A 25,780-nucleotide genomic window follows, 5' to 3' on the forward strand; every position below is an offset into this window, starting at 1 on the left:
GCCCTCACCCGGAGGCCCCGATGACCCGCACCGCCCGCCCGCGCCACTACCTGATGTGCCGTCCGACCCACTTCGAGGTCAGCTACGCGATCAACCCGTGGATGGACCCCGCCAAGCCCGTGGACACCGACCTCGCCGTCGCCCAGTGGGAGCGGCTGTACGCCCTCTACGGCGAGCTCGGCCACCGGGTCGACCTGATCGACCCGCTGCCCGGCCTGCCCGACATGGTCTACGCGGCCAACGGCGCCACCGTGGTGGACGGCAAGGTGCTCGGCGCGCGCTTCCGCAACGCCGAGCGGGCCGCGGAGGGCCCGGCCTACCTGGAGTGGTTCCGCGCCCGGGGCTACGAGACGCGCGATCCGGAGCACGTCAACGAGGGCGAGGGGGACCTGCTGCTGACCGCGGGCTCCGTGCTGGCCGGGCGGGGCTTTCGCAGCGTGGCCGACGGGCACGCGGAGGCCCAGGAGTTCTTCGGCCGGCCGGTGATCGGGCTGGAGCTGGTCGACCCGCGCTACTACCACCTGGACACCGCGCTCGCCGTGCTCGACGGCGACGAGATCATGTACAACCCGGAGGCCTTCTCGGCCGGCAGCCGTGCCGTCCTGCGGCGGCTGTTCCCGGACGCGCTGCTGGTGGGCGGCGAGGACGCGGCGGTGTTCGGCCTCAACGCGGTGAGCGACGGCCTGCACGTGGTGCTGCCGGAGGCGGCCGTCGGCCTGGCCGCGCGGCTGCGCGAGCGCGGCTTCCGGCCGATCGGGATGGACCTCAGCGAGCTGCTCAAGGGCGGCGGCAGCGTGAAGTGCTGCACCCTGGAGATTCGTTCGGAGAACCGTTCGGAGATTCGTTCGGAGTTCCGTTCGGAGGTCTGAGAAGCGGCTCGGCCGGGCACCGGTGATCAGTGGTGACCACCGGTGCTCGGCTGTAGATCGGCCGTTGACCGCCCCCGGCCAGACTGGTGCCACACCACGACGGAACCCCTTCCCCCCGGGGAAGCGACCCAAGGGAGCACCAGAGATGACGCAGCGTCCGGCCACCGCCCGTACCCGCCTGCGGCTGTTCACGGTCGGCCTCGGGGTGGTCGTCGCCCTGGGCGCGGGCCTCTCCGCCACGGTCGCCGTGGCGGAGTCGGCCGGCACCGGGACGGCGACGGTGGTGAGCGGCGACGCGACGCCGACGGCCGTCCCCACCCCGACCCCGACCAGCACCGGGCACGGCAGCACCGGCGACTGGAACAGCACCGGTTCCTGAGCGTGCCGGGCCCCGTGCACGCAGGTTCCTGAGCGCGCCGAAGCCGGGCGCAGGATCGATTCTTCAGCAGCCCGACGACAGCCGGTCGGCGGCCCGCCGCCCCTTCGGAACCGAGGGAGCCGACGGGACCGACGGAGCCGATCCGGCCGACGGAGCCGACGCGGCCGATGCGGCAGAACCCTCCCGCGGGGACAGCAGCCCCGCCACCTCCGCCGCCTCCGGCAGCCCCAGCCGGACGAAGATCCGGTGCGCCTCCCGCAGCCGGCCGCCCGCCTCGGCCTCCCGCCCGAGGTCGGCCAGGGTCCGGCCCAGCACCACCAGCGCGTGGCCCTGGTCCCGTTCGGCACCCAGCTCCTCGCACAGCTCCAGCGACTGCCCGGCGTGCTCCAGCGCCTCGTCCGTCCGGCCCAGCGACCGCAGACTGTCCGCCATCCGGTAGCGGGCGTGCGCCGCCCGGGCCCGCAGACCGGCCGCCGAGGCCACCGCCAGGCACTCGCCGAACCAGGTGACCGCCTCCTCGTGCCGCCCCAGCCCGTGCAGCGCCAGCCCCAGCACGTACAGCGTGTACGCCCGGCCCGGATCGTCGTGCCGGGTCCGCAGTTCGGCCAGCGCCTCGTGGCAGATCGGCACCGCCTCGGCGGCCCGCCCGCTGCGCACCCGGGCCAGCGCCGCGTTCACCGTCGTCACCAGCGCCCCGGAGCGGTGGCCGAGTTCGCGGGCCAGCAGCAGTGCCTCGTCGTAGTGCCCGACGGCCTCGTCGTAGCGGCTGAGGAACTGGCAGACCAGGCCGAGGTCGTTCAGCGCCTGGCGCAGGATCACCGTGTCGCCCGCCGAGCGGGAGGCGGCCACCGCCAGCCGGGAGGCCGCCTCCGCCTCCTCCAGCCGGGTGGCGGCCAGGGCGACGTTGCCGCGGAGGAAGTGCGCCCGGCCAGCTGCCCGGTGGTCGGCGCGGTGGACCGCGGCGGCGGCCAGGGCCTGTGCGGTGGTGGCCAGCTGACGGCTGGGCGGGGCGAGGACGAACGGCGTGAGCGCGATCAGCAGATCGATCGCGGCGCGCAGCGGCTCGGGCCCAGGCCCCTGCCCCGGCGCACGGCCGTCGGCAGCGGTGGGTGGGGCGGCCGCGGCGTCGTCCGCGACGGTCCAGCCCGCCACCTGGGCGGCCAGCGCGATCGCCCCGGAACCCTCCGCCTCGGCCCAGGCCCGCGCCCCGTCCGGGCCGTCCAGCGGAACGCCCGCGCTGCGGGCGGGCCCCAGCGCGCCGGCCGCCGGATCCCCGGGAACGGCGTGCTGGAAGGCCGTGCACGCGGTGGCCAGCAGGTGGTCGAGCATCCGGTCGCGGGCCGCCACCGCCGCGCCGGGATCGTCCGGACGGCGCCGGGCGAACGCGCGCAGCAGGTCGTGGAAGCGGTAGCGGCCGGGGAAGGGCGACTCCATCATCGCCACGTCCACCAGGGCCTCCAGCAGGTCCTCGGCGTCGTACTCGTCGAGGTCCAGCAGGGCGGCCGCGGCCTGCAGTCCGAGGTCCGGACCGTCCACCGAGGCGGCCAGCCGGAACGCCCGGGCCTGGGCGGGCGTCAACTGGCGGTAGCTCAGCTCGAAGGCGGCCGCCACCTCCAGGTCGCCGATGCGCAGCTCGTCGATCCGGCGGCGCTCGACCGCCAGCCGGCGGCCCAGCGTCTGCACCGTCCAGCTCGGCCGGGCGGCCAGCCTGGCCGCCACGATCCGCACCGCGAGCGGGAGGTGGCCGCAGACGAGCAGCAGCTCCCGGGCGGCCTCGGCCTCGGCGGACAGCCGTTCGGCGCCGATGGTGCGGCCCAGCAGTTCGAGCGCCTCCTCGGGTTCGAAGACGCCCAGGTCGGCCTGGACGGTCGCGGGCAGTCCGGACAGCCGGGTGCGGCTGGTGGTGAGCACGGCGCAGCCGACCGCGCCCGGCAGCAGCGGTCTGATCTGCGCCGTGTCGTGGACGTTGTCGAGCACCAGCAGCAGCCGCCGGCCGTCCACCACCGAGCGGAACAGCGCCGAGCGGGCGTCCAGTCCGTCCGGCACCGCGTCGGCCGGCACGCCGAGCGCCACCAGGAAGCCGCTGAGCACCGCCTCCGGGTCGGCCGGGGTGGCGTCGGCGCCCCGCAGGTCGACGTAGAGCTGCCCGTCCGGGTAGGCCTCGCGCACCCGGTGGGCGACGTGCAGGGCCAGCGCGGTCTTGCCGACCCCGCCCATGCCGACCACGGTCGCGATCGCCAGCGCCTGCTGGCCGGGCGCGCCGAGGGCCCCGCCCAGCCGCTCCACCAGCACCGTACGGCCGGTGAAGTCGGCCGCGTCGGGCGGGAGCTGGGCCGGTCTGGGGGCCGGCACGCCGTTCCCGGCCGGGGCGGCGGCGGGTGCGTCCGGCGCCGCGGGTCCGCCGGCCGGCTCCGGCGATCCGGCCCCGGGCGCGGTCCGCTCCGCCGGGCCGGGCACGGGCGCGGCCGGCCCGGGCAGGGCGGACACCGGCCGCAGGACCGGCGCCGGGGCGGCCAGCGCCGGGTCGCCCTCCAGGATCCGCTGGTGCAGCAGGTCCAGCTCCGCTCCGGGCGCCACGCCCAGCTCGGCCAGGAACAGCTGACGCGCGCCGCGGAACACCGCCAGCGCGTCCGCCTGCCGCCCGGCCTGGTACAGCGCGCGCATCAGCAGCCCGTACGCCCGCTCGTGCAGCGGGTGTTCGGTGGTCAGCGAGGTCAGCTCCGGGATGCACCGGGAGTAGCGGCCGAGCGCCAGGTCCAGGGCGATCCGCTCCTCCAGCAGGGTCAGCCGCAGCTCCTGGAGCCGCTGGCGCTGGCGCTGCGCGAACGGGCCGGGGATGCCGGCCAGCGGCTCGCCCTGCCACAACTCCAGTGCCTGGTTCAGCAGATCACGTGCCTGCTGCGGCTGCCCGGCGGCCGCCGTGCGCTCGGCCTGCGCCGCCAGCTCCTCCGCCTGCGCGGCGTCCACCGCGTGCTTGGGCAGCACCAGCCGGTAGCCGTCCCCGACCGAGGTCAGTACGGTCGGAGCGTCCGGTTCCTCGCCGTGCAGCACCTTGCGCCACCGCCAGGCGTACGTGCGCACCGTCGTCATCGCGGTGCCCGGCGGCTCCTCGCCCCACAGGGCGTCGATCAGGTCGGTGGCGCTCGCGCCGTGGCCCGGCCGCAGCAGCAGCACCGCCAGCATCGCCTGCTGCTGGGGGCTGCCCACCTTCAGCGCGGTCGCGCCGCGCTGCGCTCTCATCAGTCCCAGCACCGAGAACCGGAAATCATCCATCCCTGCACCTGCCCGCCTCATGTGCTCGCCCCCGTCCGCGCACGTGCCGCCCCCCGATTCGATGAGCCCCTATCAACCCACGGCACCCCGCGGATGTCGAGGGATCATCGACCCGGTGGTGATCCGGCGTTGATCGGCCGTGACCACAATCGACGGTGTGGCGCCCGCAGTCGGCCCGGCCCCGACCGCCGGACCCGCCACGTCCCCGGTCGCCCGGCCGCCGTCCGGCCGACCACCACGGCTCTCGGAGGCGGACCCCCATGAACACCGACCTGCTCCACCGGCTGCTCGACGTCGACCCGGCCGCCGGACCGGTCGACCTGCTCCACCGCGCCCGGGGCGAGCGCCACCTCCCGTACCTGGTGCTCGCCGCGCTCGCCCGGGACGGCGTCCGGATGGGCCGGCACGCCCGCGCCGAGCTGCAGCGCGCCCGCGACCGGGCCGAGTGCTACGCGGGCGTCGCGCGCGACCTCGCCGACGCCACCGGGGTCCGTCCGATCCGCGACCTGCCACTGGCCGGCTACTACCCGCCCGACCTGCCCCGGCCGCTGGCCGAGCTCGGCCTCGTCAGCCCCACCGAGGCCACGCTCTGGCAGGCCGTCAACCGGCTGGTCACCGATCACCCGGTGGAGTCCGTGGAGGTCACCCTGTTCGGCGAGCGGCCCCGGCACACCGCCGTCACCCTGCGCTGGCCGGGCGAGGACCCGCTGCTGGACCCGTGGTACCAGGTACGGGTCGCCACCGCCGCGCTCACCGGCGACCTCGCCACCGTCCCGGTCCGCCCCTACCTGGCCGCCGACGACCACGTGGAATGCCTGATCGCCCTCGCCGAGGAGGGGCTCGGGCGGGCCTTCCTCGCGGGCGACGTGATCGACGTGGCCCAGCTCGCCGGGCAGCCCTTCGACCCCGTCGAGACCGCCGCGGTGGTCGCCGCCTACCGGCTCGCCCCGGAGGCCGCCGCCCTCCTCGACCTCGCCGCCGAACACGTGCCGCTCGGCTCCCTGCGGGACGTGCGCACCGTCCTGGAGACCGAGGTCGCCCCCGAACGGCGCCGCCGCCGCGGCCGCCACCGCCCGCTCCGGCCGCGCCACGGCACCCTGCTGCGCCGCACCGTCATCCGGCACCGGTGGGACGAGGCCCTGCTGCTCCCGGCCGGCGACGCGACCCTGCTGCTCACCCCGGTCGCCGACTACCTGCTCGGCCCCGAGGGCACCCGGCCGACGGCCTCCGAACGCGCCGCCGCCCTCGACGCCCTGAATGCCTGGGACGCCACCGCCCCCGGCGGCCCGGACCGGGCCCCGTGCACCGGCCTGTCGGAGCCGCGCCACCGCTGAGCGGGCCCGCGGGCGGCGGCCGGGGGTGGGGGCCGGAGGTGGGGGGGCTTGCCGAGCGGCCCGGGAAGTCTTGTATCGTTCCTGGCGAATCATCCAGAGGGGTGGAGGGACCGGCCCTACGAAGCCCCGGCAACTCCCCGTTCGACCCGGCGTCCGAAGTACGCGCCGTGCCGTCCGGGGGCAGTGCCAACTCCGGCCTGTCGCCACTGTGGCGCGGGAAAGATGAGGAGACACGGTGCTCTCTGTGCTGTCCTTCGCCCGGGCGCTTCCCGCCCCGGCGCTTTCGCGTACCCGTCTCGTGCCCGGCGCAGGCATTCGGCCGTTTCCCCCGGCCCGTCCTCGCTGACCACACCCCCCGGCTCCCCGCCAGGAGCCGCCGTGAGCAGCGACCGTCCGCTGCTCCGGGCCCCGAGACTGGAGTACCCCCACATGGAGAACACGAGCGGCGTCGGCGTGCTCGACAAGGTCACCTCGATCCTCGGCACCCTGGAGGCCGGCCCCGTCACGCTGGGCGGCCTGGTCGCCGCCACCGGCATGGCGCGGCCCACCGCCCACCGGCTGGCCGTCGCACTCGAACACCACCGCCTGGTCAGCCGGGACACCCAGGGCCGGTTCATGCTCGGCCCGCGGCTCGGCGAGCTCGCGACGGCGGCCGGGGAGGACCGGCTGCTGGCCGCGGCCGGCTCGGTCCTCACCCAGCTGCGCGACATCACCGGCGAGAGCGCCCAGCTCTACCGCCGGCAGGGCGAGGTGCGGATCTGCGTGGCCGCGGCCGAGCGCCTCACCGGCCTGCGCGACACCGTTCCGGTGGGCGTCACCCTCCCCATGAAGGTCGGCGCCGCCGCCCAGATCCTGCTCGCCTGGGAGGAGCCCGAACGGCTCCACCGCGGACTGCAGGGCGCCCGCTTCACCGCCACCGCGCTGAGCGGGGTGCGGCGCCGGGGCTGGGCCCAGTCGGTCGGCGAGCGCGAACTCGGGGTCGCCTCCGTTTCCGCGCCGGTCCGCGGCCAGTCCAACCGGGTGGTCGCCGCCGTCACGGTCTCCGGCCCGATCGAACGCCTCACCCGGCACCCCGGCGCCCACCTCTCCCAGGCCGTCGTCGAGGCCGCCCACCGGCTCACCGAGGCCCTGCGCCACCCCTGAGCGGGGGCTCCGCCCGCGTCGGGGGCCCCGCCTGCCCCGGGCTCAGGCCCGGGGCAGCAGCACGGCGCGGGAGGGACGCGGGATCCGGCTGATCACCGAGCCGATCAGGGTGCCGATCGACACCCCGAAGACCGCCGACACGGCCGTCAGCACCGACTGCGCGCCGTTCCCGACCTCGATCTGCGCGGTGTGCAGCAGGCCGAAGGAGCCCGGTACCACGATCCAGAACGCCGGGAGGTAGAGCACCTGCCAGAGCGGACCGCCCGGCAGCCAGTGCACCAGGGTGGCCGCGGCCGCGGCGGTGACCGCGCCGGCCAGGCCGCCGACCGCCGCGCCGTGCGCCGACCCCACCACCACCTGGACCGTGACGCTGACCGCGATCACCACGACGATCCACGGGACGGCCGAGGGCGGGGTGTTCACGCTGACCACCACGCCCGCCACCGCGAGCGCCAGCCCCAGCGCGATCACCCACCAGCTCGGCCTGGCGACCTGTACGTCGGCCAGCGCGGCGGCCGGCACGCCGGCCGCCGTCGCGGCCGCGGCCACCCCGGCGAGGAACAGCGCCAGCTGCACCGCACCGGACACCAGCCGGGCCGTACCCGCGCTGGACGCACCCGCGGCGATCTCCGACAGCCCGGTGACGAGCAGTCCGCCCGGCAGCAGGATCGCCAGCGTGGCCACGATGGTCCGCAGCGGGCCCTCCAGCAGCCCGGCCCGGGCGAGCGAGAGGACCAGCAGCGCGACCAGGAAACCGGCGGTGACGGGCAGCAGCGGCCGCAGGTACGGCAGCCGCCGGGCGAGCACGGTCAGCCCCACGACGATCAGCGAGCCGAGCCCGGCCGCCAGCACGTTCGCCGCCACCGGCTGCAGGAAGAGACAGACCCCCACCCCGACCGGCAGCGCCCCGAGGTCCGACACCCACGCGGGCCGGCGGGCCGGCGCCCGCCGGATCCCGTCCAGCTCGGCGAGCGCCCGGGGCCCGTCGAGCTCGCCCGCCCGCAGCCGGTGCACCAGGTGGAGGACGTCGGCCGTCTGCTCGAACCGCAGCGCGGTGCCGACCGGCTGGAACCGGGTGGCGTCGTCCGGCCCCAGCGCGACGAAGAGCCCGTTGGTCAGGGCGGCGACCCGTACGTCCGGCGCCCCCAGCGCCCGCCCCAGCCAGTGGAGTTCCTCTTCGACGTCATGGACGGGCAGGCCGCCGCCCAGCAGGGCTTCGCCCAGTTCGAGCAGCAGACGGCGGAGCGGGTCGGGCGGGGCGTCGATGCCCCGGACCGGGGGAGACTTGCTTGGCATGGCAGGTATCGTCCCATCCCGCCCGAATCGGTCCGACTCTGCCCCGGTCTGATCGGTTCTGCTCACCGTCCGCCCGTGACACCGCCGGGCGCTGTCACGGGCGGACGGTGAGCACCAGCTTCCCCGTGACCCGGCCCGTCTCGCCCTCGGCGTGGGCCTCGGCGGCCTCGGCGAGCGGGTAGGTGCCGGAGACGTGCACGCGCAGCTGTCCGGACTCGGCGAGGGCGGCGATCGCGGCCATCCCGGCCCGGTCGTGCTCGACCAGCAGGGTCTTCGCCGTCACGCCCAACTCGGCGGCACGCTCGGCCAGCCCGTCGAGGTCGTGGGGCAGGATCGACACCAGGACGCCGCCGGGCCGCAGCGTCTCCAGGGAGCGCAGCCGGTCCTCCCCGCCGAGCGGGTCGAGGACCACGTCGACGTCCCGGGCCTCCTGCACGAAGTCGGCGGTGCGGTAGTCGATCACCTCGTCCGCGCCCAGGGCCCGGGCGAAGTCGTGCTTGGCGGCGGACGCGGTGCCGATGACGTACGCGCCGCGCGCCTTGGCGATCTGCACGGCGACGTGTCCCACGCCGCCGGCCGCCGCGTGCACCAGGACCCGCTGCCCGGGCCGGACCCCGGCGGTGTCGACGAGGGCCTGCCAGGCGGTGAGCGCCACCAGCGGGAGCGCGCCCGCCTCGACGTGGGTCAGTGCGGCGGGCTTGGGCGCGAAGGCGCGGGCGGGGCCGGTGACGTACTCGGCGTGCGAGCCGGCGCCGTACGGGTAGGGCAGCATGCCGAAGACCTCGTCGCCCGGGGCGAAGAGCGAGACGCCGAGGCCCACCGCCTCGACGGTCCCGGAGACGTCCCAGCCGAGGGTGAACGGGGGCTGCCCGAGGAAGATGCCGCGCTCGCGGTGCTTCCAGTCGGTGGGGTTGACCCCGGCGGCGTGGACGGCGACGAGGATCTGGCCGACGCCGGGCGTGGGCCGTTCGACCTCGGCCTCGTGGAGGACGCCCGGGGCGCCGAGGGTGGTCTGGGTGACGGCTCGCATCGTGTTCGTGGTCATGGACCAAGCCTGCGACCGGGGCCCTGACCTGCGAAATGGCAAGATTGCCAAAGACCGATAGGATCGTGCCATGTCTGCGATCGCACCCCGCGGCCACCGCGGCTCCGGAGCCCCTGGTCTCCGCGGCACCTCTGGTCTCCGCGGCGCCCGCGGTCTCCCCGGCGACCGGCCGCCGCACCGCGTGGTCGTCCTCGCCCTCGACGGCGTGTACCCCTTCGAACTGGGCATCCCCAACCGGGTCTTCCCCGGCGTGCCGGGAGCGTACGAGGTGGTGACGTGCGCCGCGACCGACGACCGGACGGTCGCCACCGACGCCGACTTCACGATCACCGTCGGGCACGGGCCCGAGGCGCTGGAGAGCGCCGACACGGTCGTCATCCCGCCCTACGCCCTGCACCGCGTCACCGCCGACCTGCCGGAGGCCGAGCGCGCGGCCCTCGCCCGGATCCGCCCCGGCACCCGCATCGTCTCCATCTGCACCGGCGCGTTCGCCCTGGCCGCCGCCGGCCTGCTCGACGGACGCCCCGCCACCACCCACTGGGCGCTGGCGCCGGCCTTCCGCCGGATGTTCCCCCGCGTCGCCCTGGACGCCGACGTGCTGTTCGTCGACGACGGCGACATCCTCACCTCGGCGGGCGCCGCCTCCGGCCTCGACGTGTGCCTGCACGTGGTGCGCTCCGACCACGGCAGCGCCGTCGCCAACCAGGTCGCCCGGCACTGCGTGGTGCCGCCCTGGCGCGAGGGCGGCCAGGCCCAGTACATCGAACAACCGGTGCCGCCGGAGGGCGCCAACGGCACCGCCGCGACCCAGGCCTGGGCCCTGGAACGCCTCGACCGCCCGCTCGCCCTGCGGGAGCTGGCCGCGCACGCGCGGATGAGCCCGCGCACCTTCGCCCGCCGCTTCCAGGAGGAGACCGGCACCAGCCCCGGCCGCTGGCTGATCCAGCAACGGCTGCACCGCGCCCGCCACCTGCTGGAGACCAGCGACCTCCCGGTCGACCGGATCGCCACCGAGATCGGCTTCGCCACCGGTGCCTCGCTGCGCCAGCACCTGCACGCGGCGATCGGGGTGTCGCCCCAGGCCTACCGCGCCACCTTCCGCGGCCGGGCCGCCGCCCCGAGCGAGGCCTGAGCAGCCATCGGCCCGGCTGCCCGCTCCGGCTCTGTCGCTGGTCAGGGCCCCGGCGGAGCGGAAAACCAGGTGCGGACGGGCCGGTTCGCACTCGTATACTCGTGCGAGCTCAGAGAGGGGGAGGTGCGGAAATGAAGCTTGCCGAGGCACTGGCAGAACGCGCGGAGGCGACGCGCCGCACGGAACAGCTGCGGGCGCGCATCGTCAGCAGTGCGCGCCACCAGGAGGGGGAGACGCCCGCCGAGGACGCGGCCCAGCTGTTGGCCGAGGTCGGCGAGGTGCTGGACGCCCTGGAGACGTTGATCCGGCGGATCAACCGGACCAACGCCACCGTGGAGATGGGTCCGGACGGCACGCTCACCGATGCCCTCGCGCGCCGGGACGTCCTGCGGTTGCGTCACTCCGTGGTCACCGCGGCGGCGGACGCGGCGGCGGGGACGGGTGACCGGGGATACGGCCGGCAGCTCCGGTCCGAGCTGATGATGCTCTCCGCGCTCCCGGTCGCCGAACTGCGCGGCCAGGCGGACGCGCTCGCGCGGGAGATCCGCGAGGTCGATGTGCGGATCCAGCGCACGAACTGGGAGGTCGATCTGCTGGACTGACGGTCCGGCATGTTCGGACGATGTGGAGCAGGTAGCAGCTTCGGAGGCGTGCACACACCGAGGGCCGGCGGTATTCCGGCCCACTCCTGGCGCGTGAAGAGCAACGCGGGGTTCGACTCCCCATCAACAGTGCAGCTCAGCACCGCGTACAGGTAACCGTGCACAGCACACAGCACATCACCACGTGCAGGTCCGAGGCGGCGAGGGCGGGTTCGGGGCATTCCACATCGCAGCTCCGCGCAGGAAGTCGGCGGGCCCGACGTCCTGCGCGGCGCGCCTGCCCGGCTCAGGCGTGGAGCGTGACGTGGGGCAGCGGGCGGCCTTCGGTGTCGAACAAGGCGGCGCCGCAGTCGCAGTGCTCGTCGGCGAGGGTCTCGGTGGGCGGCAGCTCCCACACCAGCATCTGCGAGCAGTCCGGGCAGTTCAGGCTGACCACGGTCTCCTCGGGCTCCGAGCCCCAGGCCCGCACCGGGAGGCCCTCGTGCAGCAGCCCGGTCGGCTCGTGCCCACCGGTCAGCGCGACCAGCAGTTCGTAGGTGTCGGTGCCGTTCTCCCGCACCAGGAGCGTGCGGCCGAGGTCCGCCAGCACGCCGGCGAGGTGGTCGAGCTGGCGGACCGGGAGGTCACCGCGGCGCAGTGTCGGGTCGGCCTCGGCCGCCCGGTGGACCACCTCGGTGTCGATGCCCGCCGGTTCTGCCCCGAAGGCCCGTACCCGGCCGGCCACGAATGCCGCCAGCTGTCCCGGGTGGTCCTCGCCGGTCCAGTCCATGGTGAACATCACCCGGTCGACCCGGACTCCCCGTGCCCGCTCGTCGGGGGTCAGGACCAGCGCTTCCAGTTCTTCCGACTCTTCCAGCTCCGTCATGGCGATCACGCTATCAACGGGCCGGGCGGGCCTCGGCGATCCCGGTATGCCGTTCCCGTTTCCGCACAGGGGAGTTGACTTTAGGTTCGAAGCAGTCGTGAACCGGGGGGAAGCGATGAGGCTTGTCCCGCGGCGCCGTGATGCCGCCGCTCCAGGGGTCGTCGGGCTCGCGCCGGCCTCCTGCACCGCGGCCGATCAGGTGGGCTTCGGGAGCGTCGTCGGCAGGAAGCTCGTCTCCTACGAGCACGTCTGCGCCCGAACCGCCGTCCCGGCCGGGGACGTCCGGACGTCCGAACGCCCCCGGCCGGGGTCGTGGTCGACCGGACTCAGCGCACCACCCAGAGCTGCGTGGTGGTGCCGTCGCACGGCTGCTGACGCACCTCGCGCCGGCTGCCCGACGGCGCGCCCGCGTCCGCGAGGCACAGGCCGGTCGCCCGGTTCTTGATGGCGATCACCCCGCTGGCCTGGGCGACGTGCTCCCAGCGCTGGCCCTGGCTGTAGTTGCAGCGGCGCTGGATGATGGTGGCGCCGGCGTCCATGCCGGTCGGTTCGAGGCAGAGGCCGGAGTTCGCGGCCTTCATGTCGGTGGACGGGTCGCCGAGGTAGGTGTCCGTCCAGAACGACTGGTTCGAGGCGAGCTTGCAGTCGAACTGCTGGAGCAGCGCGCCCTCGGAGGTGGAGCCGCCGCGGATGTCGAGGCACTTGTTGTAGGCGGAGACGTTGGCGTAGCGGTGCTGCACCGGGTCGGCCTGGGCGGGGGTGGCCAGCGTGGTGGCGGCGGCGAGCACCGTGCCGGTGGCGACGAGGGAGCGGACGACGAGGGAGCGGACGACGAGGGAACGGGCGACGGACTGACGGGTGAATCGCATGACGGTTTCACTCCTCACCAGAGTCGGGGCGCCACCTCGGGGCGCCCTCGGCGGCCAGTCTCACGAAGCGCTGTGCTCGCTCCCAAGACCCTTCGGGTTCCATCGAATCCGGGCGCCCGTCGTCCGCCGAAACGCCAAGATCCGGTCAGAGCCGGGCAACGCCACCGCGAGCCGGAGCCGTCCGTCTACGGTGGGCGGAAGGCCGCAGGGGGCGGAGGCCCGGCGGGGGGCCGGTGCCGGGACGCGGCCGCACCCTCGGGAGCCCCCGTGACGCGAGGAGCAGGATTGCTGCGCATCCACTTCACCCCCGACGACCTGACCAGGGTTCGGATCACGCGGGCACCCGACCCGCTCACCGAGACGGTCCTGAGCCTGTCCCTGGTGCAGGCCCGCGGCGTGGGCGGGGTGGCGTTGGAGGGCTGGCGCAGCCGGACCCGCACGCTCCTGGGCCCCGAGTCGCGGCTCCTGTTCGAGCTGGCGACCGCCGCCGGCGCGGCGCAGGCCCCGGAGGCCTTCCTGCACGCCGACGCCACCACCCTGGCGGACAGCCTGGACCACACCTGGTCGCTGCCCGGCCGGCTGTGGGCGGCGGACCTGCGGATCCTGGAACGCATCCGGCCGAGGGTGCCCCGCTGGATCCGCGAGCTGCACCGGGGCGACCGCGAATGGCGCGCCTTCGTCGGCCGCGGCCTGCGCGGGTACCACTCCGTCGCGATCGCCCCGTACTGGTCCCAACTGCTCGCCGCCGCGCACACCGAGCGCACCGCGCGGGCGCTGCTCGCGGCGGACTCCGGGCTGGACGGCCTGCTCGGCTCGCTGCACCCCGACATCCGGTGGGAGTCGCCGGTGCTGGAACTGCCCTGTCCCGTCGACGCGGACCTGCGGTTGCGGGGCACCGGCATCGTGCTCGCGCCCACCTTCTTCTGGCCCGAGCCGATGGCGATGACCGACAACCGCGGCCCCGAGCACCCTCCCGTGCTCCACTACCCGCTGGCCCGCGACCTCGGCACCTACCGGTCGGTCTGGGCCCCGGCCGCCGCGGCGGAACCGGGCGGCGCGCTCGTCGCCCTGCTCGGCGCCACCCGCGCCCGCACCCTGCGGGCGGCGGCCGACCCGGCGGGCACGGCCGAACTCGCCCGCCGCACCGGCACCTCGCCCGCCACCGCGAGCCACCACGCCACCGTCCTGCGGGCCGCAGGCCTGCTCACCACCGAACGCACCGGCCCCGGCGTCCGCCACGCCCTGACCCCGCTCGGCGAGGCGCTCCTCCAGGACCGCCCCTGAACCCCGCCGGGACGGGGCCGCGACCCTCCGCGTCCTCCCGCGGTGAGCTGTGACGACCCGCGAGGACGCACCGGCGATCATGCCGCTACGGTTCCTCCGTGACTTCTCCCGCCTGGACCGATGACGAGATCGTCGCCGGCCTCCACGAGTTCGCCGAGGCCCGCGGTCTTCCCCTGCCCGCGCCGACGAAGGCCGCCGACGAGTTCGAGGCCCTCACCGGGTTTCCGATGGCGCCGCTGCTGCGGAGGATCTACTGCGAGGTCGCCGACGGCGGCTTCGGGCCGTACGGCGGCGTCGTCTCGCTCACCGAGTCGAAGCGGCGGTTCAGCCACGAAGGGTCCCTGGCGCGCGCCTACCGGAAATGGGCCACCGAGCCGGGCTTTCCGCCCGGCGTGGTGCCGTTGGTGACCCTCGGCGGTGTCATCTGGTGGTGCCTCGACCTCAGTACCCCGCAGGGCGCCATGTGGGGCATGGACGAGAACGCCTGCGACCACCACTACGCCTCCCCGCAGGACGTCACCCTGGCGGAATGGCTCACGGACTGGCTCCTCGGGAACGACACCTTCCCGACGATTCCCCCTGTTCCCGACTGCTCCGCCTGCTGACGGGCGGCCGGCCCGGCTCCTCGGGCCGCAGCTGGACCGACCTCCACTTGATCGCCAACTGCCTTCACCCTAGGGGGAGTTCAATCCTTCCGGTGGCCGGTGGCCGTGCGGTCCGACCGCGTCACCGGGTGGTCGCCGCAGACCAGTTCGGCCGCCCGCAGCGGATCGTGGCCCGCGCGTGCGAGCAGTGCCCCGACGTCGTAGCCGGGTGCGTCGGGGCCCGGCGTGCCGGCGCCCGGTGCGTCGTAGCCCGGCGCGTCGGGGCCGCTGCCGAGGCCGAGCGTCAGGCCGGGTTCGCAGCGGGTCGCCCAGACCGCGGCCGACAGCTCGGGCCGCAGCCGCTCCAGGGCGCGCACCAGCGCCCAGGCGGCCTCGTCGAGCCGGGCCTTCCGTGCCGGATCGCAGGCGGCGAGGGCCTCGGCCACCCCGTGGTCGTCCGGGTCGTAGTCCTCCAGCAGCGGCAGCAGTTCGGGGGCTCCGAGGATCTCCGCCGCCCGGAAGGTGAGGACCTCCGCGCCGTCCGGATCCGCCAGCAGTTCGCTCAGGGGCGCGGTGGCGCGCGGGTCGCGCCGCCGCGCCAGACCGCGGACGCCCTCCGCGCGGACGTCCGGGCCCGCGTCCCGGGTTCGTTCCCAGAGGGCCGCCCGGACCGCCGGGGTGTCGGCCCCGGACTGGAAGCCGAGCGAGAACGTGGCCCAGTTGCGCACCTCCGGGTCCGGGTCCCGGGCGAGGGCGATCAGCGCGCGGACGTCCGGCCCGTCGGGCAGCCCGCTGTCGAAGCCCCCGAGGGCGATGGCCGTCCGCTGCCGCACCTCGGGGTCCCGGTGCCCGGCCAGGGCCACCAGGACGGGCACGGCCCGCCGGTCCTGGGTCCGATCCAGGGCCCGGGCCAGCGAGCGGAGGACTTCGGGCTCGGACTCCCGCGCGGCCAGGGCGACCAGGGCGTCGGCCGCCCCGGCCCGGACGTCCTCGTGCGCGTCGCTCGCGAACCCCAACAGGTCGCAGCCCAGGGCCCGTTCCACCGGCCGAGGCGAACCGAGCAGGTCCAGCGCGCGCGCCACCGCCCCGCGCCCGTCGGCCTCGGCGGCCCGCCGCAGCAGTCCCTCGCACGCGTGCCGGTCCTGCGCGCCGAGGGCCTGCCCGACCAGCTCCGTCACCGGTTCCGCCGTATCCCCGTCCCTGTTCATCCCGGCAGTCTCGCGTACGGCGCCCGCCCCGCGCACGGCGGCTTCCGCCCCCCGTACCTCGGCCCCGCACGTGGCCCGGCCCGGCGGCCGGGCGTTCCGCTCCGGTGGGCCGGGGCCGGGGCCGGGGCCGGGGCCGGATCCGGGGTCGGGGCGAGGGCCGGGTGGCGGGGGAGGCGACATGGCAGGGCAGGACGCGCGGTTCGCCGCCTACGCTCCGGACCCGGCCGAGCGGCCTGCTCCGGTGACCGCGGTGGTGGCGGAGGCAACCGGGGACGATGTGCCGGGGCTGGCCGCGATCCAGGCCCGGGCGCGCGGTGGTTCGGCGGGCGCATGGGCGGACCGAATCCGGCGGGCGCTGTGTGCTGAGCGCAGCCTGGTGATCACCGCGAAGGTGTCCGGTGAGGCCGTCGGGTACGCGAGCGCGGCGTTCCTGCCCGAGCACGTCGGGGACGGTGCCCCGGCCGGCCACTACCTGACCGGTGTCACGGTGGATCCCGCCTGGCGGCGTTGTGGAATCGCGAGGCTGCTGACCCGGCGCCGGATGGAATGGGCGTGGGGAGGAGGGTCGGCCGTCTGGTGCTTCATCTCCGCCAGGAACCGCGCCTCGCTCGACCTGCACCGGGAACTCGGCTTCGAGCAGGTGGAGTTCGGCGCCTCCTTCCAGGGCATCAATTTCGCCGGTGGCGAGGGCCGGCTCCTGCGAGCGGACCCGCCGCGACCGTGACGGCGTGCCACCTCGTGCGAGCCGGGCTCACCCGTGCCGGCGGCGGCCGCTGCCTGACGCGGCACCAGGCATGGATCGAAAGTGTCCGATGAGGATGGCGGAGAGCCACTTGCTGATCCAGAATGACGGAATGGTCACGCTTGAGACTCCCCGGTTGATCCTGCGTCGCTGGCGCGAGGCGGACGTCGCGCCCATGGCTGCCGTCAATGCCGATCCCGAGGTGATGCGGTGGATCCGGGACGGCAGCGTCCGTGACGAGCAGCAGACCCGCGCCGGGATCCAGGCGTGGGAGGGCGAGTGGGAGTCGCGGGGCTTCGGCCTGTTCGCGGTGGAGATCCGTTCCACCGGCGAGCTGGCCGGGTTCACCGGCCTTTCGGTGCCCGCATTCCTGCCGGAGGTCCTGCCGGCGGTCGAGGTCGGCTGGCGGCTGGGACGTTCCCACTGGGGGCAGGGCTTGGCCACGGAGGCGGCTGTGGCCGCTGTCCGGTTCGGGTTCGAGGAGCGAGGGCTGGAGCGGATCGTCAGCATCGCCCAGGTGGGCAACGACGCCTCCGAACGGATCATGACCAAACTGGGGATGCATCCGGCCCGTGAGACCGTCAATCCCACCAGCGGTAGGCGGGTCCGGGTGTTCGAGCTGTCGTCGGCCCAGTACGCCGCAGCCACGCGCTGAGCCCATCGCGATTTCGACGGTGCGCGATACAACTGGCACCCCCGCGACCGCGGGGGGATGACGACTTGTGGGGGAACCGATGGAACGACGTACGCTGCTGCGCGGACTCGTGGGAGTGCCGCTCGGCGCGATGACGCTGATCTCCGGAACCGGGCGTTCCTGGGCGGGCCAGCCGATCGGAACGATCGAGGTCAAGCCGCCGGCGCCGAACGTGGAGTGGACCCGCCGCTGGGAGGGGTGGGGCACCACGCTGGGCTGGTGGGCGAACCGGATCGGGCCCCGGGACGACCTGTCCGACCTGCTGTTCACCCGCAACACCGTCCCGTTCCTCGGGCACCAGCTGCCGGGCCTGGGCATGAACATCGTCCGGTACTGCGCCGGCGGGTCCGGGAGCAACACCATCGGCTCCCGGAAGATGGCGTCCCCGCTGGACGGGTTCAAGAAGATCGAGGGCTTCCAGCTCGACTGGAGCTCCGACGACCCGTCCTCGTCGAGCTTCGACTGGACCCTGGACGCCAAGCAGCGGGGCGTGCTCCAGCAGGCGAAGGCCCGGGGCGTGGACACGTTCGAGCTCTTCGCCAACTCGCCGATGTGGTGGATGCTCAAGAACGACAACCCGGAGGGCGCCGCCGACGGCCTCTGCAACCTCCAGGACGGCAACTTCGACCGCCACGCGGCCTACCTGGCGACGGTGGCACGGTATGCGCACGACCACTGGGGCATCGACTTCGCCTCGGTCCAGCCGTTCAACGAGCCGGGCCTGAACTGGGGCAACAAGGCGCTGATGGACACCACCCAGGAAGGCTGCTACTACACCCACGCCCAGCAGGCCGACCTCATCCGGCGGACCCGCGCCCAGCTGGACGTCCGGGGCCTGACGGGGACGCTGGTGGCGGGCCTCGACGAGAACGGCACCGCGCTGGCCCGCAACACCTGGACCAGCCCGGAGTTCGACGACGTGACCAAGGCTGCCGTCGGCCGGGTCAACGTGCACGGCTACGACGAACTCGGCGGCGACCGGGTCGGGTTGTACGACGCGGTGTCCGCCGACGGCAAGCGGATCTGGAACTCCGAGTACGGCGACGGGTGGGCGCACGGCCTGGCCCTCGCCGAGAACCTGCACGCCGACCTGCACCTGCTCCACCCTTCGGCCTGGGTGGCCTGGCAGATCCTCGACTGGCACGGCTTCGGTGCGATCAACTTCGACAGCGGGGAACTGGTCGAGGTCAACCCCAAGTACTGGGTGCTCGCCCAGTACATGCGGCACATCCGCCCGGGGATGACGATCATGGACACCGGCCACAACAACGCGGTCGCGGCCTACGACGCCGTCAACCACAAGCTGGTCGTGGTCGCCTACCTCCTTGAGGACGCGCAGTGGCTCACCTTCGACCTGTCGGCGTTCTCGCAGCCGGGCGTGCACGGTGCCGCGGTCAAGCGCTGGGTCACCGGTGTCGGCGCCGGTGACGGCCAGCGCTACCAGTACTACGCGGACACCGTGATGAACGGCGGGCGGTTCTGGTCCGACTGCGGTGCCTACAGCGTCCAGACCTTCGAGGTCTCCGACGTCCACCTGTAGCCGTTCGCGTCCCCGGCCGGGCCCGCCCCGGCCGGGGACCTCCGTCGGCCCGGTCGAACTCCCGGACCGGATCGAGGAAGTGCCCCGCATCCGGGCTTCCGGAACACCCTTCAGCGGTCGCTGAGCTCCTCGGCGAGGATCTCCACCTCCTCGCCCGGGCCGGTGATCGTCAGCCAGTGCAGCACGCGGCGGTTGGCGTGGTGATGCAGGAGATGACGGGCCTCGGGCGGCCACGGGCCGTGCTGAGGCAGTTCCCGCACGAGGACCTCGTCCACGAAGCCGCCGTCCGGGTCGCCCAGGTCGGCTCTCGCATGCACGATGCCGACCAGGCGCAAGGTCGCACTGGCGCTCTCCGAACTCAGCACGAGGACAGCTTCGCTGGGTTGCAGGTCGGTCCGCAGGACGAGTGACGTCAACCAGCAGAACTGGCCGCGCAGCTCTTCGAGGCTCACGGTCGAACACTATCCGAGCAGTCCCAACAAGGCCGAACTTCATGAGCGGGGTTCGGGCTTCCCGGACTGCTCGGGGTCCAGCTGTTTCGGAGCGTTGACGTGCGCGGGAAGTCGACGGGCTCGACTTCCCGCGCGGAGTGGGTGGGGGTTATGCCGGGTGCTCGTGGGCGATGGCCCGGAGGACGTCGGCGAGCCACGTCAGGTGGTGGCTCAGTGCGCGGTCCGGGTCGGCGACTACGTCCCGCAGGTGCTGCCAGGATTCCGAGAGCTGTCCGATGGTGAGTTCGTCCGGCTCCCGGGTGACGTCGTAGAGGTCGTTCGGGGGGATGGACCAGAAGTAGTCGTTGTCCAGGGCGACGGCATCGCCCGCCGCAGCGGCTTCCATATGACGGAGTACGACGTCGAACGAGCTGCGCAATTCGGCGAAGGACACGGACAGATGTTCATCAGTCATGATCACCATCATGCGGGACCGGTGGGGGTGAGCAGGAAGTCGGCGGGGCCGACTTCCTGTGCGAGGTGGTCGGGTGTCAGGCCTCGGGCGCTCGTGCACCGGGGCCGAGGGGGCACTGCCGGCTCCGAACCCGCCGGATACGGTGAACACCGGGCGGCAGCAGTGGTGTTCGGAGGGGGAGATCGACATGGCGGCAGTCAGCGTTCCGGGACCTGAACCGGAGTGGGAGGAAGCTCCCGCGTACCAGGGCGGGAAGCGCAACCCTGCGTTCCAGCCGAGCATGTGGGAGTACGCGGCAAGCTCGTTTCGAGTGGTGGCGGGGCTGCAACCGCCCCTGGCGGCGCTCGCGGCCCGGTTGCGACTGACCATCGAACGAGGCTGGGAAGACCTCGGCTACGTGGACGTTGCCATGTTCCGCATCGGGACGACGGACTTCGCGTTGAGCGAGCTCGAAGGAGCGACCGTCCCGTACACGTTCGTCTGGGTGAGCCGCTCGGTGGACGATGTGGACGCGGCGCTCGGTGTCCTGCTCAACGCCCTTGGCATCGGCCGCGAGGCGCTGGCCTTCCGCGGCACCGTGGAGACCGGCTTCGAGAACTGCAACGGCTGGCCCGGGTAGGGCCGACGGCCGGGCCCACCGCTCGCACGGCTTCGGACCCGAGTGTTCGGCCTCGAAGATGCTCTCGTCGCCGAACGTCGGCTTCATCAGGTGCACCAGAAAGGGCCGGTGACCGTCCATCTCCTGGGCAGCAGCCGCCGTCGGCGCCTCAAAGCCCAGCCGCTCCGAAGGCACGTTGACGTCGAAGTATCCATGGCGCCGCTGCTCGAAGCGGGTGGAGAGCCCTCGCATCAACGCGCTGAACTCGGCCGGCGCAGCCGAGGGGACAGGCTCCGCCAGTTCGATCACAAGGGTCGGACCAGCCATGCCGGGGCCTGGTGCAGCGCCGCGTTGATCCTTCGGGGGTTCATGCGGCTTCGCGTGGGCTGCCGTCGAAGGGAACCCGCGCGCCGCACGACATACTCCCGGCGGATTACTCCGGTACCTCGCGGGGGCTACGAACGACACCGGAGTGTTTACATCCACGGGCCGATTCGACACGGAGCCGCGGAACCTAGCGTCGATCCCATGAAACGCAATCGCCGTATCAGCGCTGTCGCGGTGCTGGCGCTCGCCGCCCTCGTCACCGGAACCGGCGCCGGGTTCGCCGCCACGGCCACACCGTGGGCCACACCGGTGGCCACGCACGCGTTCGACACCGCACCGGCCACGGCCACGGCCACGGCCACCGCGCCCACGCGGTCCTTCCAAGGCACGCTCCCCGCGCCGACCGGCCCCTACGCCGCCGGCGAGGACGTCATCCACCTCACCGACGCGAGCCGTCCCGACCCGTGGGTGCCGTCATCCGGCCCCCGCCAACTGGCCGTCACGATGGTCTACCCGGCCGTCCCCGGGACCGGGACGCCGGCCCCTTACATGACCCTCGCCGAGGCAGCCGGAGCCATCCAGTTCCGGGGGATGCCGGCGAGCTCCGGCGTCACCCCACAGAACCTTTCCGGCGTCACCACTCACGCCTTCGACGGCGCGCGGCCGCAGCGCGGCAAGTATCCGCTGGTGGTCCTCTCACCCGGGTTCGAGGACCAGCGCATGACGCTCACCTCGCTCGCGACCGACCTGGCCAGTCACGGCTACGTCGTCGCGCTCGTCGGCCACACCTACGAGGACAGCGGCGAGACGCTGGCGAACGGCCGGACGCCGACGTGCGCGATCTGCAACAACCCGGCGCTGGACTTCGACTCCGTCGCCGCCAGCCGCGCGCTGGACGTGTCCTTCGTGATCGACCGGTTGACAAACGGCAGTACCGCGTGGCGCCTGGCACACCTCATCGACAAGCACGAGATCGGCATGGCCGGACACTCCATCGGCGGAGCGGCGGCCGCCGCCACGATGATCGCCGACCCGCGAGTACGGGCCGGAGTGAACATGGACGGCTCCTTCCACCCGGCCCCGCTGCCCGGCCGGATCAACCGGCCGTTCCTCATGCTGGGCGCGGCCGCCAACCACTTGCCCAGCAGCCACGACACCACGTGGGGGCAGGCCTGGGCCGCCCTCGGCGGCTACAAGAAGTGGCTGACGGTCGCCGGCGCCGACCACACCAGCTTCACCGACCTGGACGTGCTTCTGGAGGAGGCCGGGTTCCCGACGCCGCCCCTCTCCCCGGAACGCGGGGTGGTGATCACCCGCGAGTACGTGACAGCGTTCTTCGACCAGACGCTGAAGGGCATCCACAGCCCGCTGCTGGACGGCCCCTCGCCGAACAACCCGGAAGTGGCCTTCCAGGACTAGGTTCTGTCCCGCCGATCATGTCCGGAGCCAGATGATGGTTGCTGCGACGGTGACGGTGCCCAGGTAGACGTATGCGCGCTTGTCGTACCTCGTGGACACAGCTCGGTAGTTCTTGAGCTTGTTGATCGCCCGTTCCACGGTGTTGCGCTTCTTGTACCGCTCCTTGTCGAAGCCGGGTGGGCGACCCCCTGCCCGGCCCCGGCGTACGCGGTTCACGGCCTGGTCACTCTTCTCGGGGATGACGTGGTGGATGCCGCGTCGCCGCAGGTAGCGGCGGATCCGGCGATTGCTGTACGCCTTATCGGCGCTCACGCTGTCCGGCGTGGTGCGCGGGCGGCCCGGCCCGAGGCGAGGCACCCGAATGCGTTCCATGACTGGCTCGAACTGCAAGCAGTCCGCCCGCTGGCCTGCCGTCAGCAACAGTGAAAGCACGCGGCAGCGCCCGTCGGCACTCAGGTGAATCTTGGTGGTGAAGCCTCCTCGGGAGCGACCGAGCGCCTCACCTCCTGCACCACCTCCGCCAGGCGGGCGCACAGTCTCACCCACGGTCTTCCGCTCTGGTGTGCCATCGCGGCCGCCCCTTTTGACGCGGCGGGCGGCGGAGCTTTCCGCGCGCCGGCCGCATGCTGGTGGGCACGGATCGAGGTGGAATCAACCGAGACGTCCCAGTCGATCCCACCGGCGTCATCGGCCTGGGCTTGCACCTGCTGGAGTAGTCGTTCCCAGGTTCCGTCGGCCGACCAGCGCCGGTGGCGCTCGTAGACGGTCTTCCACGGCCCGTAGCGTTCAGGCAGGTCACGCCACTGCACCCCGGCTCGCACCCGGTGCAGGATGCCGTTGACCACCTGACGATGATCGCGCCACCGCCCGCAGCGGTTGTTGCCCGTGGGTAGGAGCGGCTCCAGACGTCGCCACTCCGCCTCTGTCAGATCCCCCCGACCAGTCACGCAAGAGCCAACGAACCAGTGGGTGACATGGGCACGGTCAGCACCTGCGATGCCACCACGCCAACTCCGGGTCTTCCGTCGGCTCGTGATGCGTTCGCCCGAGGAGTACCCCGTCCAGGCGCTCGACCTGCACCCGGAGTTCGCTGGCAGCCCTCGGCGGAAGCATGAACAGAGCCTCTTGCAGCTTGTCCCGGGCCCAACCCTCGCCGCAGCAGGGACAGGTGAACTCCGCTTCCCACTGCCTCCACCGGCGCCTCGTGCCGTGAACGCGCACGGACCACACGCTCAGCGCCACCGCCACGATGCCCGGAGACAATCGCTCCCGTTCAAGTACACGGACAGCGGCATTCGCCGCTCCCGACAGACCTGGGACATCGCGATACCGCACCCAGGGCATACCCCAGCCGCATTCCCGCGGCCGAAGCGAAGCTGGTGTTCTACGAGGCACGGCCCCTTCGGATGCAAGTCATGGACGGCATCCTCCCACAGCCCAAGATCGGCCGGACAGAACCTAGGGCAGTGCCGCGTTGATCCTTCGGGGGTCCATGCGGCTTTGAGTGGGCTGCCGTCGTAGGTCCAAGCGGCAGGGCTTGGCGTCGTGTTCGTCGCAGGCCAGGACGAAGGTGTCGATGGCCGCGGCCGGTTCGTCGCGGGAGGCGAACCGGCCGCGGCACAGTGGACGTCGGGTCAGGGTGGAGAAGAACAGCTCGACTCAGCGGCACGGGTGAAGACAACATCCTGCCCACGGGCCTGCCCTTCGGAAGCCCCGAAGGCGCCCTCGACTGCGCCGTCGGCCTCTACCCCGGCGACCCCGCCGGCTGACCGGCGACGCCCGAAGGATCAACGCGGCGCTGCACCAGCCCTCTGTCCGGCCGGACACCGCTCACATTTCTCGTCACCTCGGATCACCTCGAACCCGCCCGAACGGTCGAGTCGCCGACCCGGCGAACCTTCCCGGTCGGAGCACTGGCCCGTGGTACGCGTGGGAAGTCGGCGGGGCCGACTTCTGGTGCGGTGCGGTGCGGTGCGATGCGGTGCACGAGGCCGCCGGGTGGCGGGCCGCGGTCGGCCGCGTCGTCGCACGTGACAAACCCGGCGACGTCGGCGGCCGTCCCCGGGATACTGGTCTCCCATGGATGAGGTCACGGTCGTCGTCGCCCATTCCGAGCGCGCGACCCTGCGCGTCGGAGACGTGTTCCTGAAGGTGGACGCCGATCAGGCGCGCATCGACGTCGAGGTCGAGGCGATGTCCCTCGCACCGGTCCCGACCCCGAAGGTCCTGTGGCGCAAGCCGCCAGTGCTCGCGATCGCCGCCCTCCCGGGAAGGACCCTCGGGCGCCTCGGCGGGCCGTCGACCGGGTCACCGGCGGAGTGGGCCGCGGCGGGCGCCGCCATCCGGAAGCTGCACGACGCGCCGCTGCCGCCCAGGCCCGGCCGGGCCGGCCGGAGCGTCGTCGCGCTGACGGCGGAACTCGACGACGAGTGCGAGGCGCTCGTGACGAACGGCGTCCTGCCCGCCGACCTGGTCACCCGCAACCGCGAGGTCGCCGAGGCCGCGTTCCGGCCGTGGACTCCGGCGTTCACGCACGGCGACCTGCAGATCGCGCACCTGTTCGTCGAGGGCGGCGTGGTCACCGGCATCATCGACTGGTCCGAGGCGGGCCGGGGTGACGCCCTGTACGACCTGGCCACCTTCACGCTCGGACACGAGGAGCACCTCGACGACGTCATCGCCGGGTACGGCACCGACGTCGACGTCGACCTCGACGTGATCCGCGCGTGGTGGTCGTTGCGAAGCCTGCTGGCGGTTCGCTGGCTGATCGAGCACGGCTTCGACCCCTTCGCGCCGGGCTGCGAGGTCGACGTGCTGAGATCCCGGATGTGAGGCCGCGCCGGCTCGCCTTGTGCACAGGAAGTCGGCCCAGCCGACTTCCTGTGCGGGAGAGCTGAAACCGCCACGCTCCTTCGCACAGGTCGCCCACCCGCCCGCCCGTTCCAGGAACCGCAAGAGCGACGGCGGGCCTGGCCAAGCTTGGGCAGGCCCGCCGAAACCACCACCGAGCAGCACTCACGTCGCCTCACCATCCGTTGCCGCTTCGGCAGGGCCGAAGCGGCAACGGCATGTGCGGCACCACTTCTGCGCAGGAAGTCGGCGGGGCCGACTTCCTATGCGTGGATGGTGGCTTGGGTGCGGCAGTGGGTGAGGGCGTACTTGATGCGGCAATCGGAGGGGAGCACACCGGTGAGGAGTTCGCCGGCGGTGACGAGGGTGGTCCAGTAGGTGGTGGGGTTGCCGGTGCGGGGGAGGGGTCGGGCGGCGGCGAGGGAGAGGTAGGCGGCGGTGAGGTTGCCGGTGGTGAACCAGCGGTGCAGGCCGTGCTGGTGGCCGGGTCGGATGCCGCCCATGGCGTCGATGGCGAGCAGGAAGAGGTCGACGACGGCGAGTTCGGTGTCGGTGAGGGAGGCGGGGACGTCGAAGACGCCGAGGGCTTCGAGGAGTTCGCCGGTGTCGGTCTCGGAGCCCGTGCGGGGGTTGGCGAGGAGGGCGTCGTGGCACTCGTTGAGGCGGCGGACGGTCTCGGCGAGGGGGATGGTGAGGGCGAGGCAGACCGCGCGGGCGCAGGGGAGGGGCTTGTGGGTGCGGCGGGCGAGGAGGGCGTAGGTGTCGGCGGGGGTGCGGCCGCGGGAGAGGGCGTGGCCGGCGAGGGTGGTGAGGTGCATGGG

The 25,780-nt window shown here is 73.5% G+C and carries 23 protein-coding genes, 2 pseudogenes and 1 riboswitch; of the genes and pseudogenes, 14 read left to right on the plus strand and 11 right to left on the minus strand.

All coding sequences use genetic code 11. The features are described from left to right. Positions 1–20: 20 nt before the first annotated feature. Entirely contained in the window at positions 21–869 is an 849-nt protein-coding gene (gene ddaH, locus ACGFSC_RS32195; protein WP_359911371.1) for a dimethylargininase, read from the plus strand. A 145-nt stretch (positions 870–1,014) separates the two neighbouring features. Further along, positions 1,015–1,248 carry a hypothetical protein gene (locus ACGFSC_RS32200; RefSeq protein ID WP_359911374.1) on the plus strand — a complete coding sequence of 78 codons (234 nt, stop codon included), beginning with the start codon at positions 1,015–1,017 and terminating at the stop codon, positions 1,246–1,248. 63 nt (positions 1,249–1,311) lie between these two features. Here ACGFSC_RS32200 and ACGFSC_RS32205 read toward each other — a convergent pair whose 3' ends face one another. Beyond that, positions 1,312–4,521: a BTAD domain-containing putative transcriptional regulator gene (locus ACGFSC_RS32205; protein ID WP_359911377.1), complete on the minus strand. Its 3,210-nt coding sequence runs from the start codon at positions 4,519–4,521 to the stop codon at positions 1,312–1,314. 260 nt (positions 4,522–4,781) lie between these two features. Here ACGFSC_RS32205 and ACGFSC_RS32210 point away from each other — a divergent pair, with 260 nt between their 5' ends. Together ACGFSC_RS32210 and ACGFSC_RS32215 are read left to right on the plus strand one after the other, a co-directional pair. Continuing rightward, positions 4,782–5,855, plus strand: a complete 1,074-nt coding sequence (locus ACGFSC_RS32210; RefSeq protein ID WP_359911380.1) for a hypothetical protein — start codon at positions 4,782–4,784, stop codon at positions 5,853–5,855. Between the two features lie 86 nt (positions 5,856–5,941). After that, positions 5,942–6,084, plus strand: a riboswitch (SAM riboswitch). A gap of 200 nt (positions 6,085–6,284) precedes the next feature. Continuing rightward, a complete protein-coding gene (locus tag ACGFSC_RS32215; RefSeq protein ID WP_359911426.1) occupies positions 6,285–6,998 on the plus strand; it encodes an IclR family transcriptional regulator in 714 nt (237 codons plus the stop codon). A 42-nt stretch (positions 6,999–7,040) separates the two neighbouring features. On the opposite strand, the gene ACGFSC_RS32220 is transcribed toward ACGFSC_RS32215, so the two are convergent. Continuing rightward, positions 7,041–8,294 carry a threonine/serine exporter family protein gene (locus tag ACGFSC_RS32220; protein ID WP_359911383.1) on the minus strand — a complete coding sequence of 418 codons (1,254 nt, stop codon included), beginning with the start codon at positions 8,292–8,294 and terminating at the stop codon, positions 7,041–7,043. Between the two features lie 94 nt (positions 8,295–8,388). After that, positions 8,389–9,339, minus strand: coding sequence for an NADP-dependent oxidoreductase (locus ACGFSC_RS32225; protein ID WP_359911385.1), 951 nt, complete (start codon positions 9,337–9,339; stop codon positions 8,389–8,391). A gap of 181 nt (positions 9,340–9,520) precedes the next feature. Here ACGFSC_RS32225 and ACGFSC_RS32230 point away from each other — a divergent pair, with 181 nt between their 5' ends. Together ACGFSC_RS32230 and ACGFSC_RS32235 are read left to right on the plus strand one after the other, a co-directional pair. After that, positions 9,521–10,471, plus strand: a complete 951-nt coding sequence (locus ACGFSC_RS32230; RefSeq protein WP_359911428.1) for a helix-turn-helix domain-containing protein — start codon at positions 9,521–9,523, stop codon at positions 10,469–10,471. 131 nt (positions 10,472–10,602) lie between these two features. After that, positions 10,603–11,073, plus strand: a complete 471-nt coding sequence (locus tag ACGFSC_RS32235) for a DIP1984 family protein (protein WP_359911388.1) — start codon at positions 10,603–10,605, stop codon at positions 11,071–11,073. Positions 11,074–11,359: 286 nt separating this feature from the next. On the opposite strand, the gene ACGFSC_RS32240 is transcribed toward ACGFSC_RS32235, so the two are convergent. Together ACGFSC_RS32240 and ACGFSC_RS32245 are read right to left on the minus strand one after the other, a co-directional pair. Beyond that, positions 11,360–11,938, minus strand: coding sequence for a hypothetical protein (locus ACGFSC_RS32240; RefSeq protein WP_359911391.1), 579 nt, complete (start codon positions 11,936–11,938; stop codon positions 11,360–11,362). Positions 11,939–12,264: 326 nt separating this feature from the next. Beyond that, positions 12,265–12,807 carry an RICIN domain-containing protein gene (locus ACGFSC_RS32245; RefSeq protein ID WP_359911393.1) on the minus strand — a complete coding sequence of 181 codons (543 nt, stop codon included), beginning with the start codon at positions 12,805–12,807 and terminating at the stop codon, positions 12,265–12,267. A 285-nt stretch (positions 12,808–13,092) separates the two neighbouring features. On the opposite strand from ACGFSC_RS32245, the gene ACGFSC_RS32250 reads away from it, so the two are divergent. Together ACGFSC_RS32250 and ACGFSC_RS32255 are read left to right on the plus strand one after the other, a co-directional pair. Further along, positions 13,093–14,091, plus strand: a complete 999-nt coding sequence (locus ACGFSC_RS32250; RefSeq protein WP_359911396.1) for a winged helix-turn-helix domain-containing protein — start codon at positions 13,093–13,095, stop codon at positions 14,089–14,091. Positions 14,092–14,189: 98 nt separating this feature from the next. After that, on the plus strand, positions 14,190–14,696 hold the full coding sequence (locus tag ACGFSC_RS32255; protein WP_359911399.1) for a hypothetical protein: 507 nt from the start codon (positions 14,190–14,192) through the stop codon (positions 14,694–14,696). An 80-nt stretch (positions 14,697–14,776) separates the two neighbouring features. On the opposite strand, the gene ACGFSC_RS32260 is transcribed toward ACGFSC_RS32255, so the two are convergent. Continuing rightward, positions 14,777–15,853 (minus strand): HEAT repeat domain-containing protein, encoded by a 1,077-nt coding sequence (locus tag ACGFSC_RS32260; RefSeq protein WP_359911402.1) that lies wholly within the window; start codon positions 15,851–15,853, stop codon positions 14,777–14,779. Between the two features lie 208 nt (positions 15,854–16,061). Here ACGFSC_RS32260 and ACGFSC_RS32265 point away from each other — a divergent pair, with 208 nt between their 5' ends. The 3 genes from ACGFSC_RS32265 to ACGFSC_RS32275 all read left to right on the plus strand — a co-directional run bounded on the left by ACGFSC_RS32265 (position 16,062) and on the right by ACGFSC_RS32275 (position 18,859). Then, the gene (locus ACGFSC_RS32265) at positions 16,062–16,607 is read left to right on the plus strand and encodes a GNAT family N-acetyltransferase (RefSeq protein ID WP_359911405.1); all 546 of its coding nucleotides are present in this window, start codon (positions 16,062–16,064) and stop codon (positions 16,605–16,607) included. A gap of 130 nt (positions 16,608–16,737) precedes the next feature. Then, positions 16,738–17,280, plus strand: coding sequence for a GNAT family N-acetyltransferase (locus tag ACGFSC_RS32270; RefSeq protein ID WP_359911408.1), 543 nt, complete (start codon positions 16,738–16,740; stop codon positions 17,278–17,280). Positions 17,281–17,359: 79 nt separating this feature from the next. Next, positions 17,360–18,859, plus strand: a complete 1,500-nt coding sequence (locus ACGFSC_RS32275; RefSeq protein WP_359911411.1) for a glycoside hydrolase — start codon at positions 17,360–17,362, stop codon at positions 18,857–18,859. 110 nt (positions 18,860–18,969) lie between these two features. On the opposite strand, the gene ACGFSC_RS32280 is transcribed toward ACGFSC_RS32275, so the two are convergent. Continuing rightward, positions 18,970–19,311, minus strand: a complete 342-nt coding sequence (locus ACGFSC_RS32280; protein ID WP_359911414.1) for a hypothetical protein — start codon at positions 19,309–19,311, stop codon at positions 18,970–18,972. A gap of 148 nt (positions 19,312–19,459) precedes the next feature. Further along, complete coding sequence (locus tag ACGFSC_RS32285) at positions 19,460–19,765, minus strand: hypothetical protein (protein ID WP_359911417.1); 306 nt, start codon at positions 19,763–19,765, stop codon at positions 19,460–19,462. 187 nt (positions 19,766–19,952) lie between these two features. On the opposite strand from ACGFSC_RS32285, the gene ACGFSC_RS32290 reads away from it, so the two are divergent. After that, positions 19,953–20,384: a hypothetical protein gene (locus tag ACGFSC_RS32290; RefSeq protein ID WP_359911431.1), complete on the plus strand. Its 432-nt coding sequence runs from the start codon at positions 19,953–19,955 to the stop codon at positions 20,382–20,384. 51 nt (positions 20,385–20,435) lie between these two features. Here ACGFSC_RS32290 and ACGFSC_RS32295 read toward each other — a convergent pair. Continuing rightward, positions 20,436–20,690: pseudogene (locus ACGFSC_RS32295) on the minus strand (DUF6368 family protein); the annotation flags it as partial. A gap of 201 nt (positions 20,691–20,891) precedes the next feature. Here ACGFSC_RS32295 and ACGFSC_RS32300 point away from each other — a divergent pair. Continuing rightward, positions 20,892–22,109 (plus strand): alpha/beta hydrolase, encoded by a 1,218-nt coding sequence (locus ACGFSC_RS32300; protein WP_359911420.1) that lies wholly within the window; start codon positions 20,892–20,894, stop codon positions 22,107–22,109. A 15-nt stretch (positions 22,110–22,124) separates the two neighbouring features. On the opposite strand, the pseudogene ACGFSC_RS32305 reads toward ACGFSC_RS32300, so the two are convergent. Next, positions 22,125–23,056: pseudogene (locus tag ACGFSC_RS32305) on the minus strand (IS5 family transposase). 1,132 nt (positions 23,057–24,188) lie between these two features. On the opposite strand from ACGFSC_RS32305, the gene ACGFSC_RS32310 reads away from it, so the two are divergent. Next, positions 24,189–24,941: a phosphotransferase gene (locus ACGFSC_RS32310; RefSeq protein ID WP_359911423.1), complete on the plus strand. Its 753-nt coding sequence runs from the start codon at positions 24,189–24,191 to the stop codon at positions 24,939–24,941. A 281-nt stretch (positions 24,942–25,222) separates the two neighbouring features. Here ACGFSC_RS32310 and ACGFSC_RS32315 read toward each other — a convergent pair. Continuing rightward, positions 25,223–25,780 (minus strand): hypothetical protein (locus tag ACGFSC_RS32315; protein ID WP_392864341.1); only part of this gene is annotated, 558 nt, incomplete at its 5' end.

Source organism: Kitasatospora sp. NPDC048715, from assembly GCF_043198905.1.
GTDB lineage: Bacteria > Actinomycetota > Actinomycetes > Streptomycetales > Streptomycetaceae > Kitasatospora > Kitasatospora lactacystinica.

Coding starts and splice junctions, on each gene's coding strand:
- ACGFSC_RS32215 (WP_359911426.1), top strand. CDS start 6,285: ATGGAGAACACGAGCGGCGTCGGCGTGCTCGACAAGGTCACCTCGATC.
- ACGFSC_RS32220 (WP_359911383.1), bottom strand. CDS start 8,294: ATGCCAAGCAAGTCTCCCCCGGTCCGGGGCATCGACGCCCCGCCCGAC.
- ACGFSC_RS32245 (WP_359911393.1), bottom strand. CDS start 12,807: ATGCGATTCACCCGTCAGTCCGTCGCCCGTTCCCTCGTCGTCCGCTCC.
- ACGFSC_RS32285 (WP_359911417.1), bottom strand. CDS start 19,765: ATGACTGATGAACATCTGTCCGTGTCCTTCGCCGAATTGCGCAGCTCG.
- ACGFSC_RS32225 (WP_359911385.1), bottom strand. CDS start 9,339: ATGACCACGAACACGATGCGAGCCGTCACCCAGACCACCCTCGGCGCC.
- ACGFSC_RS32240 (WP_359911391.1), bottom strand. CDS start 11,938: ATGACGGAGCTGGAAGAGTCGGAAGAACTGGAAGCGCTGGTCCTGACC.
- ACGFSC_RS32200 (WP_359911374.1), top strand. CDS start 1,015: ATGACGCAGCGTCCGGCCACCGCCCGTACCCGCCTGCGGCTGTTCACG.
- ACGFSC_RS32310 (WP_359911423.1), top strand. CDS start 24,189: ATGGATGAGGTCACGGTCGTCGTCGCCCATTCCGAGCGCGCGACCCTG.
- ACGFSC_RS32290 (WP_359911431.1), top strand. CDS start 19,953: ATGGCGGCAGTCAGCGTTCCGGGACCTGAACCGGAGTGGGAGGAAGCT.
- ACGFSC_RS32235 (WP_359911388.1), top strand. CDS start 10,603: ATGAAGCTTGCCGAGGCACTGGCAGAACGCGCGGAGGCGACGCGCCGC.
- ACGFSC_RS32270 (WP_359911408.1), top strand. CDS start 16,738: ATGGTCACGCTTGAGACTCCCCGGTTGATCCTGCGTCGCTGGCGCGAG.
- ACGFSC_RS32275 (WP_359911411.1), top strand. CDS start 17,360: ATGGAACGACGTACGCTGCTGCGCGGACTCGTGGGAGTGCCGCTCGGC.
- ACGFSC_RS32205 (WP_359911377.1), bottom strand. CDS start 4,521: ATGGATGATTTCCGGTTCTCGGTGCTGGGACTGATGAGAGCGCAGCGC.
- ACGFSC_RS32265 (WP_359911405.1), top strand. CDS start 16,062: ATGGCAGGGCAGGACGCGCGGTTCGCCGCCTACGCTCCGGACCCGGCC.
- ACGFSC_RS32210 (WP_359911380.1), top strand. CDS start 4,782: ATGAACACCGACCTGCTCCACCGGCTGCTCGACGTCGACCCGGCCGCC.
- ACGFSC_RS32300 (WP_359911420.1), top strand. CDS start 20,892: ATGAAACGCAATCGCCGTATCAGCGCTGTCGCGGTGCTGGCGCTCGCC.
- ddaH (WP_359911371.1), top strand. CDS start 21: ATGACCCGCACCGCCCGCCCGCGCCACTACCTGATGTGCCGTCCGACC.